A 13,484-nucleotide genomic window follows, 5' to 3' on the forward strand; every position below is an offset into this window, starting at 1 on the left:
CGTTCCGGCCGATCCGGGCGTACGGTCGCGGACAGCCAGCGACGCTCCAGAACAGCGGGCCCGGGGTCAGGTTCCATCGGTTGAGCCTTGCCGGTGGGGCCGCCTGCCTTCCGGGCCCCTTCCTGGCCGGCCTTCGCTGCGTTGCTGAGCCGGCAGCGCCTGCCTGAGCAGCGGGGGCACGTGGCCCCCCGTGGCGGTACCGTCGGAGCGTCTCGGGAGCGCGTCCCGACGGCCCGGGTGCGTCAGACATCGGCGCACCGCGGCCGGGCACCCGCGGGTGTCGACGCCGGGGGACTGGCCCCCGGTGACGACCGGGAGCGCCCACTGTGCCCAACACCGGCGAGTCGTTGCCGTCACAGACCGACTCCGCTCTGCACCGGATCAACTCGTTGCTCCTGGCCGAGCACTCCATGGACTCGCTGTTGCAGGCGGTCGTCGACGCGACGAAGGACACGCTGCCGGGGTACGTGGACGCGTCGATCTCGGTCCTGATCGGCACTCGCCCGGCCACCGCCGTCTACTCCGGACAGCTCGCCCTCGACCTGGACGAGACCCAGTACGCGCGGGGCCACGGACCCTGCCTGCACGCCGCTGTCAGCGGCGAGTTCGTCGAGATCACCGACGCCCGGAGCGAGACCCGATGGCCGGACTACATGGCCCGGGCGGTGGAGCGGGGGAGCCTCAGCTCCTTGTCGCTGCCGCTGCCGATGGACGGGTTGCACGGGGGGATGAACGTCTACGCCACCGAGGCCGGCGCCTTCGACGAGGACGCCCGGACGGCCGCCGCCCGGTTCACCCGCAGCGCGGCGCTCGCCATCAGCAACATGCACGCCTACGAGACCGCTCGCGACATCGCGGACAACCTGGACGTGGCGCTCCGGTCCCGGGCCGTCATCGACCAGGCCAAGGGCATCCTCATGGAGCGGCAGAAGCTCAACGCGGACCAGGCCTTCCAGTACCTGGCCCACGCCTCGCAGGCGACGAACCGGAAGCTGCGGGACGTCGCCGAGCACCTCGTCCGGACCGGGGAGGTCATGCAGCCGACGCGACGCCGCTGAGCCCACCCGGCGGATGCGTGACCCGGTCCACCGCGCGCGCCGGCGGGTACGGTCGGATCCCCCGTCGAAGGGCTGGCCGATGCCTGTCTTCATGATCGAGCGCCGATACGCCGACGACCTGGAGCTCAGCGCCGAGGACGTGGACAGGGTCAACCGGATCAACTCCGACGAGGGCGTCGAGTGGTTGTACTCGTTCCTGTCCGCCGACAAGCGCAAGACGTACTGCCTCTACGAGGCTCCGTCGGCCGAGGCGATCCGGCGCGCCGCCGTCCGCGCCGGGCTGCCGGCCGACGTCATCGTCGAGATGACGGCGATGGTGCGGCCTGACGGCACGACAGCGCCGTTGTGACCGTCCGGGTCGCGGTCCGACGGCTCTCAACGCTGGTCGAGCAGCCCGTGGGCGGCGGCGAACATGGCCGCCTGCGTCCGGTTCCCGGAGCCGGTCTTCGCCAGGATGCTGCGCACGTGGTTGGCGGCGGTGTTCTCGCTGATGACCAGCCGCTGGGCGATCTCCCGGTTGAGCAGGCCCTCGCCGAGCAGTCGGAGCACCTCGGTCTCCCGTGGTGTCAGGGCGCCGGGACCGCGCGCCGGTTCCGGTGGTCCCGGCCCGCCCAGGAGCCGTAGCGCCCGACGGAGCGCGAGCGGTCCGGCCGACTTCCGGGCCCGTCCGGCGAGCTCCTCCAGCTGCCGCGGATCCGCGCCGGTCCGGCGGCCGTGCACCACCAGCGCCACGAGGGTGTGCACCTCGTGCACGGTCGCGCCCATCCGGACGTCCATCTCCAGGGCCGAGGCCAGCAGGTCGGCAGCTCCGGCCTCACCGAGCAACGAGTCCAGGGCGCCGAGGTAGCGGTCGGCGCTGCCGAACACGGCGACGAACTGACCGGCGACGAGATTGGTGCCGGTGTACTCGGCCAGCAGCGGCCGAAGCGACCTCGCGGCGACGTCGTCGTCCAGGAAGAGCGCTGCCTCGGTCGCGTAGGCGAGGACGCAGGGCCACTGGGCGGAGTCCTGGTACCGGGCCAGGCGGCCGTCGAGCAGCCAGGCGAGCAGGCGCGCCGCGGGCCGGGCCAGCTCCAGCTCCGTGTAGAGGGCCAGCAGGCCGGGCGCCCAGTGGTCCTCCGGGTGCTCGTCGCCGGTGATCAGCGGACGCACGCGCTCGACGGCCCCGCTCTCCCTCCTGACCATGTAGTTCTGCACGGCACACGGGCCCTCGGTGTCGTCGCTGCCGAACGAGGTGCCCAGTTCCAGCAGGACGTCGCAGGTGCTCTGCGCCGCGGGCAGGTCCCCGGCGAGGAACTGCCGCGCGTAGCTCATGCAGCCGGCCATGTAGTCGAAGAAGGTCTGCCCCGTGGCCCGGGCCATCCGGGTCAGGTCGTCATGGGCTTCCGCGAGGGCCACCGGCTCTCCCTGCAGGTAGGAGATCACCCCTCGGTAGTAGGCCGCCGGCCCCAGGTGTCCCATCGCCCCGGTCCGGTGCGCCAGCCGGGACAGCTCTCCGGCGCGGTCCAACTTGTCCGGCGCGTCCTCCGGGCGCAGCCCGTTCCAGAGGCTCGCCTGCAGGGCGTCGGCGAGCAGCTCGTCGTCCCCGTGGGCCCGGGCCAGCGCGATCGCTCGCCGGCCGAGGGAACCGGCCTGTTCGGTGGCGCCGGTGAACGCCAGGGCCCGGCCGAGACTGGCCAGGCCGCGCACGTAGCCGGGATCGGCGGGGTCCGGCTGGATCCCGGCCAGGGCGTCGGCCAGCAGCTGCACCGCCCGGTGCCCGGGCAGGCCGGGACGCCAGGACGCGTCCTCGAAGACGACGGCACCGGTCAGCCGTGCACCGGCGTCCGCCCCGCTGGCGGCCACCTGCTCGGCGAGTGCCCGGGCGTGGGCGAAGTCCCCGGCCAGGAGATGGCTGTCGGCGGCCGCCAGCACCAGCTCGCTGCGCTCCGGGCCGTCGTCGACGAGACCGGCGGCCTGCTCGAACCAGCCTGCGGCGTCCTCGTGGGCCAGGCTCCGCGCAGCCGCCCGGGCGGCCGCGGTGAGGTACTGCACCGCCTTCCCGGCGTGGCCGAGTGCCTGTGACTGCGCGTAGTGGAAGGCCAGCTGCTGGGTCCGCCGTTCGGAATCCGGCCCCGTGCACTCGATCGCACGCGCGACCTCCGCGTGCAGGCTGAGACGGCGGGAGGCCGGCATCAGGTCCAGCACGGCCTGGCGGGAGAGCGCATGCGGGAACCTGAGCACGTCGTCCGTCGGGGGCACGGGCTCGAGCAGTCCGAACGCGACGGCCTGGTCCAGCGCCGCCAGCGTGGTCTCCCGGCCCCACTCGGCTGCCGCGAGGACCGTCGCGACGTCGACGTCCTCGCCCACGACGGCGGCCAGCTCGACGGTCTGCCGCTCGGGTGCCGTCAGCCGCTCCAGCCGGTCGAGGATCGTGTCGCGGACCGAGGCCGGCGCCTTCCTCGCCGCCGTGCCGGGGAGGAGGGCGCCTCGCGTGGAGTGGTCGCGCACCAGCTCACGGAGGAAGAACGGGTTCCCACCAGTCTGGTCCCGCAGCACCGTCGCGGCCCGCCGTGCCGCGCGCGGGGAGAGCCGGCCTTCCGCCACCAGGTACTCGGCGATGTCCTCGGCGGCCAGGCCGGCCAGGTCCAGTCGGCGCACGCCGTCGAGCCGGTGCAGCTGCGCGACGGTGCGGACCAGGCCGGCGGAACGGTCCGGCGCCGTCGTGCGGTGGGTGGCGAGCACGAGCATCGGGCAGTCCGCGGTCTGCTCGACGAGGTGGGCGAGCAGCTGCAGCGCGGACGGGCCGGCAAGGTGGAGGTCCTCCAGCGCCAGGACCAGCGGCTGGCGGGCGGTGACGTCGCAGACCGCGTCCACCGCCGCGTCGTACAGCGTCCGCCGGTGCTCGTGGGAGGGCGCATCGGCGTCGCCCGGCGGGCCCCGCCCGGCCAGGGTCGACAGCCGCTCGGCGTGGCGGGGCTCGGTCCGGGTGCCCAGCAGCGCCTCGAGCGGTGCGCCGAAGGGCTGGTAGGGCGGCCCGAACTCCGCCGCGCACGTGCCGACCAGCACGGCCGCCCCGTGCCCGTGCAGCGTCGTCGCCACCTCGGCCAGCAGCCGGGACTTGCCGGCACCCGGCTCCCCACCCAGGAAGACCACCTGCCGGCTCCCGGCACGGACCGCCGACCAGACCTCCTCGAAGGCGGTCAGCTCGGCCCACCGGCCGACGAAGGGCGGGCGCGCGGGTGCGGACCAGCGCGCCGGGAGCGGTGGTGGCGCCCAGCCGGACACGGAGCCGACGCTAGCCCTGCCCGGTCCCGCCGTCGATGACCAGAACTGACCATGCGAGCCCCCCGGACACATCGCGCACATCTGGTCATGTGCGACCCCTCCCGCCGCTCCTAGCGTCGGGTGCACACCGCGAGTCCGCGGCGCACCGGCGTCCACGCCCCGAGGGGGAGCCATGGCCATGCCAGCACTCGACAGCCTGACGACGCAGGTGGACGGACGCGTCGTCCGGCCGGGGGACGAGGCCTACGAGGAGGCCCGGCACGTCTACAACGCGATGATCGACGCGCACCCTGCGGTGGTGGTCCGCTGCGCGGGAACCGCCGACGTGGTGGCGACCGTGCGCTGCGCGGCCGGGAGCGGCAGTCCGCTGGCCGTGCGCGGTGGGGGCCACAGCGTGCCCGGGTTCGGCACGGCGGACGACGCCGTCGTGGCGGACCTGTCGGGCATGCAAGCGGTGGACGTCGACGACGAGACCCGCACGGCCACCGTCGGGGGAGGCGCCACCTGGGGCCGGTTCAACGACGTCACCGCCGCGCACGGCCTGGCGACGACCGGCGGGATCGTCTCGACGACCGGTGTCGGCGGCCTGACCCTCGGCGGCGGCATCGGCTACCTGGCCCGCGGCTACGGCCTCTCCTGCGACAACCTGCTCTCGGCCGAGGTGGTGACCGCCGACGGGACGGTGGTGACCGCGAGCGCGTCGGAGCACCCGGACCTGTTCTGGGCGCTCCAGGGCGGTGGCGGGAACTTCGGTGTGGTGACCCGGTTCACCTTCCGGCTGCACCCGGTGACCACCGTCCTCGGCGGGCCGATGTTCTTCGAGCTGGCCGACGGGGCGGCGGTCCTGGCTCACTTCCGGGACTTCATCCGGACGGCGCCGCGGGAGTACGGCGGTTTCCCGGCCTTCCAGATCGCGCCCCCGTTGCCGTTCGTGCCGCAGGACCGGGTGGGGGAGCCGTTCGTCGCCGTGGTGTCCTGCTGGACCGGCTCCGCGGCGGAGGGGGAGCAGGTCCTCGACGGTCTCCGACAGGTCGCCCGCCCGGTGGCCGAGCACGTCGGCCCGATGCCCTACGCGGCGCTGAACAGCGCGTTCGACGGCTTGGTGCCACCGGGGCTGCAGCACTACTGGAAGGCCGCCTTCGTCCGTGAACTGACCGACGACGCGATCGCCGCACACATGGAGCACGGGCCGAAGGTGCCCACCGTCAACTCCACGGTGCACCTCTACCCGATCAACGGCGCCGTCCACGACATCGCGGCCGACGCCACGGCGTTCGGGCACCGCGACGCCGCGTTCGCGCCGGTCATCGCCGGCATGTGGCCCGACCCCGCGGACAACGAGCGCAACACCGCCTGGGTCCGCGAGTACCACGCCGCGATCGCGCCGCACTCCGAGGAGGGCGGCTACGTCAACTTCGCGTCCGCCGACGACCAGCCGCGTGCCGGTGCCAACTACGGCGCCAACCACGCGCGCCTCCGGGAGGTGAAGCGGCGCTACGACCCCGACAACCTGTTCCACCTGAACCAGAACATCCAGCCCTGACCCGGTGCCCGCCGCGGCGCCCGAACCGAGGAGACGACATGCGCGCCATCGACCGCACCGACCTGCCCATGGCGATCGAGGGCGGGGGGGTGGAGTTCCGGACCGACCGGGCCGGGGAGAACAGCATCGCCTGGGTCCGGCTGCCGGCCGGCGCGGACCTCCGGCCGGGCCTGGCCGGACTCCCGGGCGATCTGTGCTCCTGTCCGCACTGGGGGTACATGATCTCCGGCCGCCTGGTCATGCACACCGAGGACGGTGACTCGACCTACGAAGCCGGGCAGGCCTTCTACTGGGCGCCCGGGCACGCGCCCGAGGCACTCGAGGACTGCGAGTACCTCGACGTGTCGCCGACCGGTGAGCTCGAGCAGGTCGTCCGCCACCTGCAGGGGGCATGACCAGGTGACCGCGGGACGCCGGCGGCCCAGTGCCGCCGGCGTCAGGTGGCCAGCGAGCCGGCGAAGACCTGCCAGGCGAGCACGCTCTTGGCGACCAGGCTCAGCACCAGGTAGGCCTTCTCGCCGTGGGCGTAGCTGCGCCACGGGCCGATCTCCCGGTACTGCAGCCACTGGTTGACCGCGAAGCTCATGAAGAAGACGAACAGCGACACGAAGATCCCGATGACGAAGCCCGGGAGCTGGGCGGCGCCGACGATGTTGGCGGTGATCGCCACCCAGGGCGCGGCCCCGGCGATGCAGCCGAACCAGAACGGCAGCATCGTCGTCCGGGTGCGGCCGGGCGGGTTCATCCGCTCCTGCAGCCAGCCGAACAGGATCATCGCGACGTTCGCACCGGCGATGCCGATCAGTGCGCTGAGCCCGGTGATGCCGGTGTAGGTGCAGATCAGCAGCACCATGATGGTCGAGCTGATCGAGTACTCCGACCAGCGGAACCGGTTGATGCCGCCGCGCAGGTCGTCCTCGTACCGGCGGCGGAGCACTGTGCCGGTCAGCAGGTGGTCCACCGCGGCGAGGGCGAGGAAGACCGCGATGGCCGCCCCCACGCCGATGTCGACCAGGGGTTCCGGCGCCGGCACCGCCGTCCCGGGCGGACCGGCCGGGAAGGACGTCGTCACCGTGATGGCGAAGCTGCTCGCCAGCAGCAGGACGGCGACGGCCTGGGCGGCGTGCAGCACGGTCAGCGCCAGGTTCCAGCGCCGGAGGCCGGCCAGCCGCGCGTCGTCCACCCCGGTCGCGACCGGTGCCGGTCCTGGACTGTCGGGCTCGCTCACGACGACCTCCTGGGTAGAGGGCCGGCCGCTGTCTGCGGTGGGCCCGAGCATCAGTCTCCTGATGCTCGACGGTAGCCCGCCGGCCGGGGTGGGGACGGCGGCGTCGGCGATCCCGTGGTGACGTGACCCGGACGGCAGCCGGGCAGCGCCGTCGTCCGGTCGCTGGCAGGGTGGACGGCATGGTCACGTCCTCTCCCGTCGTCGTGGTGACCGGTGCCAACGGACTGGTGGGGACCGCCGTGTGCCGGGCGCTCGTCGAGCGCTCGGCGCAGGTGCGCGCGGTCGTCCGCCGGGCCGGCAGCGCGCCCGTGCTCGACGGGGTCACCGAGTCCGTCGGCGACTTCGCCGACGAGCAGCTCGCCCGCGAGGTGACCCAGGGCGCTGACGCGGTCGTCACGACGGTCCACCCGATGGGCTCGTCCCGGGAGGTCCAGCACCGGGTGGCCGTCGAGGGCACGCCGGTCATCGCTCGGGCGGCACGGGACGCCGGGGTCGTCCGGCTCGTGCACATGTCCACGGCCGGGGTCTACGACCGTTCGGCCGGCGTCGGGGACGTGGCCGAGGACGGCGCCCTCCTGCCCGAGGGCAGCGGTGACTACCCGGACACCAAGCGGGCCACCGACGCGGCGCTGGAGCAGGTCGGCGGGCTCACGACGGTGCTGGTCCGCCCGCCGGCGATCATGGGCTCCGGCGACACGTCGGTCTGGAACACACTGCGACCGCAGGCGATGCGCGACGGTGATCGCCGGGCGAACCCGGCGAAGACGTTCGCGTGGGTGCACGTGGACGACCTGGCGGCCCTGATCGCGGACCTCGCCACGGGCGCCGTTGCCACCGCCGACGACCCCGATCGGGGCCCCGTGGCGGGGGGCTCGACCCCGGTCGTCGTCGCGGGTGACCCCGCGACGTGGCACGACTACCTCGGCACGGTGACCGACGCGTGGGGGATCACGCCGGAGTGGACCGACGAACCGGTCTGGACCGGACAGCTGCTCACCGACCGCGCACGGGCGTGGGGCTGGGCGCCGCGGGTGAGCCTGGAACAGGCGATGGACGAGCTGCGGCGGGGTCTCCTGCCTCGTGCGTGACCGCGCTGCGGTCCCCTGACATCCCCGGGTCTCGAGACAACAGGGGCCGACGACCCTGCCGCTGCGCCCTGAGGTGCGGCATGCTCGGGCGGTCGGACTCCCGTGTTCCTCTTCGCCCCGAGTCGCGCCTCCGTCGACCCGGATCACCTCCTCCTGACCCGATCCGAGGAACCCCATGACCAGCTCAGCACCGCGACCGGCCGAGACCGAGCGCCTGGACGTGCACAACGCGAGCATCGACTCGTCGGCCGCGGACGCCGGCCACTGCGGCATGACGGACCTGCACACCGGTCGCGTCTGCCAGGAGCCGCAGGACCACCCCGGGAGCTGCGTCTTCGTCGCGCCGTCCTCCTGACCGGCTGCCGCGACGCGCGCTCGGCCGGTCGGTGCCCGAGGGGGACACGCTCACCGACCGGCCCCGCCGGATCAGCTGGGCCCGCCACCGCCACGGGGTGAGCGGCTCAGGAAGTCGTCGGCGATCTGGTCGAAGGTCGCCCAGCGGACGCCCTCGTGCCCGTTGATGTGCTCGATGAGCCGTTCCAGCATGAGCAGCACCTGCGGGCGTCCGGAGACGTCAGGGTGGATGGTCATGGTGAAGGCCGCCTGGTCCATCTCGCGGTGCACCCAGTCGAACTGGTCGCGCCACATCTGCTCGATGTCCCGCGGGTTGACGAAGCCGTGGCTGTTGGGGCTGGACTTGACGAACATCATCGGCGGCAGGTCGTCGAGGTACCAGTTGGCCGGGATCTCGACCAGGTCGGTCTCCTCCCCGCGGACCAGCGGCTCCATCCAGCTCTCCGCCGACGCCGAGTAGTCGATCTTCGTCCACGAGTCGCCCACCCGGACGTGGTAGGGCTCGAAGTCCCGGTGCATCAGCGAGTGGTCGTACTTGATGCCGCGTTCGAGCAGCAGCTCGTTGGTGACGCCGCTGAACTCCCACCAGGGGGCGACGTAGCCGGTGGGCCGGCGCCCGGTCCGCTCCTCGATCAGCGCGATGCAGCGGTCGAGCACCGCCTGTTCCTGCTCCCGGCTCATCGCGATCGGGTTCTCGTGGCTGTAGCCGTGCACGCCGATCTCGTGCCCGGCGGCGACGCAGGCGTCGAACTGCTCCGGGAAGGTCTCGATCGAGTGGCCGGGCCAGAAGAACGTCTGGGTCAGGCCGTACCGCCGGAACAGCTCGAGGATGCGCGGGACACCGACCTCACCGGCGAACACGCCCCGGGAGATGTCGTCGGGGGAGTCCTCCCCGCCGTACGACCCCAGCCAGCCGCCCACGGCGTCGATGTCGACGCCGAAGGCCACGAAGATCTCCTTGCTCATCGTCGAAGCGCTCCTTCGGGTAGGTCGCCCCGCCGGCCGGGGCGGTGCTCTCAGACGGCGAGGTGCTGGGCCAGCACCCGCAGTGGGTCGTCGGGGGCGACGGCGAGGGCCGCAGCCAGCAGCAGCCGCCCCTGCCAGGGGCTGAGGTCACCGGCGAACACGGCCCCGCCCCGGGCCAGCCGGGCACCTCCGGCGGCGTAGATCGGTGCCACGGGACCGGACGGCACCCGGGAACAGACCAGGACGGGGATCCCGCCGGCGACCAGGTCCTCGGTCGCCTCGGCGACCGCCGGGGGGACGTTCCCGGCGCCGAGGGCCTGCAGGACGAGCCCGGCCGCGCCGGCCGCGACGGCGGCGTGGAGCAGCGCCGCGTCCGCGCCGAGGTGGCAGGCGACGACGTCGACCCGGGGCAGTTCGGCGTGCAGGTCCAGCGGGAGCGGCGCGGGCCGTGCGGGCCGGGACAGGGGCCGGACCGCCTCCCCGGCCAGCCGGAGCACCGGCCCTCGTCCGGGAGCCCCGAAGGCACCGCTGCGCAGGGTGTCGACCTTGCGCACCCCGCGGGCGGCGAAGGCGAGGCCGTCGAAGCACACCAGGACACCGAGGTCGCGGGCGGCGGGTGCGGCGGCGACCCGCAGGGCGTCGGCGAGGTTGGCGGGACCGTCCGGAGCCGGGCTGTCGAACGGGCGCTGCGCGCCGGTGAAGACGATCGGGCGCGGGTCGTCGTGCACCAGGTCGGCGAGGTGGGCGGACTCCTCCAGGGTGTCGGTGCCGTGGGTGACCACGACGCCGTCCACGCCGTCGCCCAGGCAGCTGCGGGCGACCGCCACCAGCTCCCGCAGGTCGGCGGTCGTGAGGGCGAAGCTCGCGACGGTGCCGTGGTCGCTGGTCGTCACGGTGACCCCGGCCGGGGCATCGGCGGCGGCGAGCAGCTCGGCGGCGGGGGTGATCGCCGCGAGCCCGTCCGGCCCCTGCCGGCTGGCGATGGTGCCGCCGGTGGCGAGCAGGTGTACCCGGTGCACGGGACCTCCGTCCGGGTCTGGCGCGGCCACGGGGTGCGGTCCTGCCCCACGTTCCTCCGCTGCTGGCCCGTCGGCGACCGGAGCTGCCCCGCCGTCCGCGGGACGGTCTCGTACCCTCCTCCGGCATGCAGCCCCCTGGAGCGGTCGACTCGGCCCGCGCCTGGGTGATGGTCGCCGCGGCGTTCGCCGGGATGTTCGTCTCCTTCGGGATCGCCTACTCCTTCGGCGCGTTCCTCGAGCCGATGGCCGAGGAGTTCGGGTCCAGTCGCGGCACCACGTCGGCCTTCTTCGCCCTGACCTCGCTCACCTACTTCGGTCTGGGTGCCCTCAGCGGCGTGGCGGTGGACCGCTACGGCCCACGCCGGGTGCTGCTCGTGGGTGGCATCGCCCTGGGCGTCGGGCTGGCTGCGACGTCCCAGGCCGGTGAGCTGTGGGTCGGTCTGGTCACCTACGGCCTGGGGGTCGGCATCGCCGTCGCCTGTGCCTACGTGCCGATGGTGGCGGTCGTCAGCGGGTGGTTCGAGCGACGGCGCACGCTCGCGATCGGGGTGGCCGTGACCGGGATCGGCCTGGGCACCCTCACCGTCGCGCCACTGGCCGCCGCGCTGATCGGCGAGCTGGGGTGGCGGGACACGCACCTCGTGCTCGGCTCGGCCGGTGCGGTGGTCCTGGTGGTCTGCGCGTTGGTGGTCACCCGCCCGCCGGTGCAGGCCGGGCCGGCGGCGCTGACGCTCCGGCAGGCGGTGCGGGACCGCGACTACCGGCGGCTGTACCTGGCCTCGGGGCTGATGGCCGTGGCGCTGTTCGTGCCGTTCGTGCACCTGCCCGGGTACGCCCAGGACGCCGGGGTGGACCCGGTCGCGGCCGCGGCGCTGGTCGGGGTGATCGGCGCGGCCAGCATTGCGGGCCGGCTGCTGCTCGGCCTGGTCGCGGCGAGGACGGGTGCGCTGCGCGCCTTCCAGGGCTGCTTCCTGACCATGGCCGCGAGCTTCCTGCTGTGGGGCCTCGGGGGCGGCTACGGCGTGCTGCTCGCCTTCGCCGTCGTGCTGGGCGTCGGCTACGGGGGCTTCGTCGCGATCGGTCCTGCGGTCGTCGCCGAGCGCTTCGGCACGACACGCCTCGGTGGGCTGCTGGGGGTGCTCTACACCAGTGCCGGGCTCGGGTCGGCGGTGGGCGCGCCGCTCGCCGGTGTCGCGGTCGACACCTCCGGTTCCTACACCCCGGCGATCGCCGGGTGCCTGGCCCTCGGGCTGGCCGGCTACCTGGCCGTGCTCAGCGTCGGTCGCACCTGAACACCGCCGCGCGGTGGCGGGTCAGCTCGTCAGTCGAACACCGCCCGGCGCAGGGCTCGCGCCTGCTCGCCCCAGGTCCGGGTGGAAGAGGCTCGTGTCAGCTCCTCGGTACGGCGTCGCCCTCGTGCACTCGGGGCACAGGCTGCCACGTGACCGGGGTCGCCCGGGGCCTCACCTGGGCAACGTCGGCTTCTACGCCTCCCCGGAGCGTGACCTGGTCATCGACCTCAACGACTTCGACGAGGCGCACCCGGGCGGCTGGGAGTGGGACCTCCGCCGGCTGGCGGCCAGCGTCTGGGTGGCCGGTCGGCAGACCTCGGCCACCGAGGAGCAGTGCGAGGACGCCGTCGCCTCCATGGCGCGCCGCTACCGGGAGCACGTGCGCCGACTGGCTGGGGAACCGCTGCTTCCCCAGCACCCCGCCGGCCAGAGTCGCGCACGGACGCGACCGGATCGGCGCCGAACCTCCACATGGTGCGGACGCCGCCGACGCCGGCCCCCGACGGGACCGGCGCCGGCGGCCGACGGATGGACGAGGCCCCCCCTAGGGCCGGGTCAGCGCAGCACGCCGCACGCGGCCGGATCGGTCGCCTCGGCCGGCAGCGAGGGGTCGAGTTCGCTGGCGCCGGCGGAGGCGAAGTCGTACCGGCCATTGTGGTTGTAGTCCACGCCGTGGATCACGACGACGCCCTCCCCGTTCCGGATGGCGTCGGCGATCTGCTTGGCAGTGCCGGTCCCGCCGGCCCCCGAGTAGCCGGTGCCGGCGACGTCGGTGAACTCGATCTTGTCCCGGCTGTAGTGCAGGGCGCCGTCCGTCGAGACCGGGAAGCGGCTCACCGCCAGCGCCGATGCCGGGCTCGTGTCGCCCGTCGTGGTCAGGGAGACGACGATCGGGCCGTACGCCGGCAGGCCGTCGACGGTGCTGAGCCGCGAGGTCCCGGCCTCCCCGCGGGTGTTGGTGGCGTCGGCCATGGTCGGGCACTCGTTGCGTGCATCGTCGCCGTAGTGGATGTGCATGGCATGCGGCGCGTCCGGGCTCAGGCCCTGGGCCTGGACCTCGATCGAGCGGATCAGCTGGTTCCGCACGACCGCACTCGCGGTGCCCGTGGCGCCCGAGTCGTTGAGCTCGTGGAGCGAGGCGTCCAGCTGCACCGTCTTGGCCTGTCCGGGCGGGCCCGACGGGTGGGCGCTGGCGGCCGGGAGGCCGAGCAGCATGCTGCCCCCGAGCAGCCCGGCGGTGGTGGCGGTGATGAGCAGTCGCTGGTTCATGAGGAGCTCCCTGGTGGTGGTGTGGTGCTACAGGGCGTTCGCAGACCGGACTGCCGCGGATGGGAGAAATGTGATGCAGATCGCAGAGAGGTGACCCTGTCGGCGCGTTGCGCCTCTGGGTGAGGAGATGCGGACAGGGTGGTCTGACCCAGGTCGGCGGTCGGCACAGCAGCACCCGGCCGCCGCCCCTCGCCGCGCCTTCCGAGTCTTCCGTCGTCAGGGGACGCCCCGCCCCGGTGTCGCCGTCTGCCACCACGGGCCACGCGTCGGTCCCCCGCGCCCGGGGTCGGCTCCTGGGCGGCGAGGAAGGCCTCCAGCGTCCGTGCCGGGCGCCCGGTCACACGTTGGACCGTGTTGGTCACGACGGCAGAGCTGCCGACCTGCACCCGTTCGAACGTCA

The 13,484-nt window shown here is 73.8% G+C and carries 13 protein-coding genes; 8 read left to right on the forward strand and 5 right to left on the reverse strand.

The genetic code is table 11. The annotated features are described in order from the left end of the window. Nucleotides 1-326 precede the first annotated feature (326 nt). Together O2W18_RS10630 and O2W18_RS10635 are read left to right on the forward strand one after the other, a co-directional pair. Nucleotides 327-1,058: a GAF and ANTAR domain-containing protein gene (locus tag O2W18_RS10630; RefSeq protein ID WP_269187498.1), complete on the forward strand. Its 732-nt coding sequence runs from the start codon at nucleotides 327-329 to the stop codon at nucleotides 1,056-1,058. Between the two features lie 79 nt (nucleotides 1,059-1,137). Next, on the forward strand, nucleotides 1,138-1,407 hold the full coding sequence (locus O2W18_RS10635; protein WP_269187499.1) for a DUF4242 domain-containing protein: 270 nt from the start codon (nucleotides 1,138-1,140) through the stop codon (nucleotides 1,405-1,407). 26 nt (nucleotides 1,408-1,433) lie between these two features. Here the strand turns inward: O2W18_RS10635 and O2W18_RS10640 are convergent, their stop codons facing one another. Beyond that, on the reverse strand, nucleotides 1,434-4,325 hold the full coding sequence (locus O2W18_RS10640; RefSeq protein WP_269187500.1) for an ATP-binding protein: 2,892 nt from the start codon (nucleotides 4,323-4,325) through the stop codon (nucleotides 1,434-1,436). A 178-nt stretch (nucleotides 4,326-4,503) separates the two neighbouring features. Between O2W18_RS10640 and O2W18_RS10645 the strand changes: the two genes are divergently transcribed. Both O2W18_RS10645 and O2W18_RS10650 read left to right on the forward strand, forming a co-directional pair. Further along, the gene (locus O2W18_RS10645; RefSeq protein WP_269187501.1) at nucleotides 4,504-5,868 is read left to right on the forward strand and encodes an FAD-binding oxidoreductase; all 1,365 of its coding nucleotides are present in this window, start codon (nucleotides 4,504-4,506) and stop codon (nucleotides 5,866-5,868) included. A gap of 38 nt (nucleotides 5,869-5,906) precedes the next feature. Beyond that, nucleotides 5,907-6,263 (forward strand): cupin domain-containing protein, encoded by a 357-nt coding sequence (locus O2W18_RS10650; protein ID WP_269187502.1) that lies wholly within the window; start codon nucleotides 5,907-5,909, stop codon nucleotides 6,261-6,263. A gap of 41 nt (nucleotides 6,264-6,304) precedes the next feature. Here the strand turns inward: O2W18_RS10650 and heR are convergent, their stop codons facing one another. Beyond that, nucleotides 6,305-7,096 carry a heliorhodopsin HeR gene (heR, locus tag O2W18_RS10655; RefSeq protein ID WP_269187503.1) on the reverse strand — a complete coding sequence of 264 codons (792 nt, stop codon included), beginning with the start codon at nucleotides 7,094-7,096 and terminating at the stop codon, nucleotides 6,305-6,307. A gap of 179 nt (nucleotides 7,097-7,275) precedes the next feature. On the opposite strand from heR, the gene O2W18_RS10660 reads away from it, so the two are divergent. Both O2W18_RS10660 and O2W18_RS10665 read left to right on the forward strand, forming a co-directional pair. Next, on the forward strand, nucleotides 7,276-8,184 hold the full coding sequence (locus O2W18_RS10660; RefSeq protein ID WP_269187504.1) for an NAD-dependent epimerase/dehydratase family protein: 909 nt from the start codon (nucleotides 7,276-7,278) through the stop codon (nucleotides 8,182-8,184). Between the two features lie 175 nt (nucleotides 8,185-8,359). Further along, the gene (locus O2W18_RS10665; protein WP_269187505.1) at nucleotides 8,360-8,539 is read left to right on the forward strand and encodes a hypothetical protein; all 180 of its coding nucleotides are present in this window, start codon (nucleotides 8,360-8,362) and stop codon (nucleotides 8,537-8,539) included. 71 nt (nucleotides 8,540-8,610) lie between these two features. On the opposite strand, the gene O2W18_RS10670 is transcribed toward O2W18_RS10665, so the two are convergent. Both O2W18_RS10670 and O2W18_RS10675 read right to left on the reverse strand, forming a co-directional pair. Beyond that, a complete protein-coding gene (locus tag O2W18_RS10670; RefSeq protein ID WP_269187506.1) occupies nucleotides 8,611-9,504 on the reverse strand; it encodes a polysaccharide deacetylase family protein in 894 nt (297 codons plus the stop codon). A gap of 50 nt (nucleotides 9,505-9,554) precedes the next feature. Continuing rightward, nucleotides 9,555-10,523 carry an asparaginase gene (locus tag O2W18_RS10675; protein ID WP_269187507.1) on the reverse strand — a complete coding sequence of 323 codons (969 nt, stop codon included), beginning with the start codon at nucleotides 10,521-10,523 and terminating at the stop codon, nucleotides 9,555-9,557. 125 nt (nucleotides 10,524-10,648) lie between these two features. Here O2W18_RS10675 and O2W18_RS10680 point away from each other — a divergent pair, with 125 nt between their 5' ends. Together O2W18_RS10680 and O2W18_RS10685 are read left to right on the forward strand one after the other, a co-directional pair. Next, nucleotides 10,649-11,815 carry an MFS transporter gene (locus tag O2W18_RS10680; protein WP_269187508.1) on the forward strand — a complete coding sequence of 389 codons (1,167 nt, stop codon included), beginning with the start codon at nucleotides 10,649-10,651 and terminating at the stop codon, nucleotides 11,813-11,815. A gap of 124 nt (nucleotides 11,816-11,939) precedes the next feature. Next, complete coding sequence (locus O2W18_RS10685) at nucleotides 11,940-12,479, forward strand: DUF2252 family protein (RefSeq protein WP_269187715.1); 540 nt, start codon at nucleotides 11,940-11,942, stop codon at nucleotides 12,477-12,479. Here the strand turns inward: O2W18_RS10685 and O2W18_RS10690 are convergent. Beyond that, the gene (locus O2W18_RS10690) at nucleotides 12,371-13,084 is read right to left on the reverse strand and encodes a hypothetical protein (protein WP_269187509.1); all 714 of its coding nucleotides are present in this window, start codon (nucleotides 13,082-13,084) and stop codon (nucleotides 12,371-12,373) included. The genes O2W18_RS10685 and O2W18_RS10690 overlap by 109 nt on opposite strands. Nucleotides 13,085-13,484: the final 400 nt, after the last annotated feature.

It is taken from the genome of Modestobacter sp. VKM Ac-2983, from assembly GCF_026967885.1.
Classification (GTDB): domain Bacteria; phylum Actinomycetota; class Actinomycetes; order Mycobacteriales; family Geodermatophilaceae; genus Modestobacter.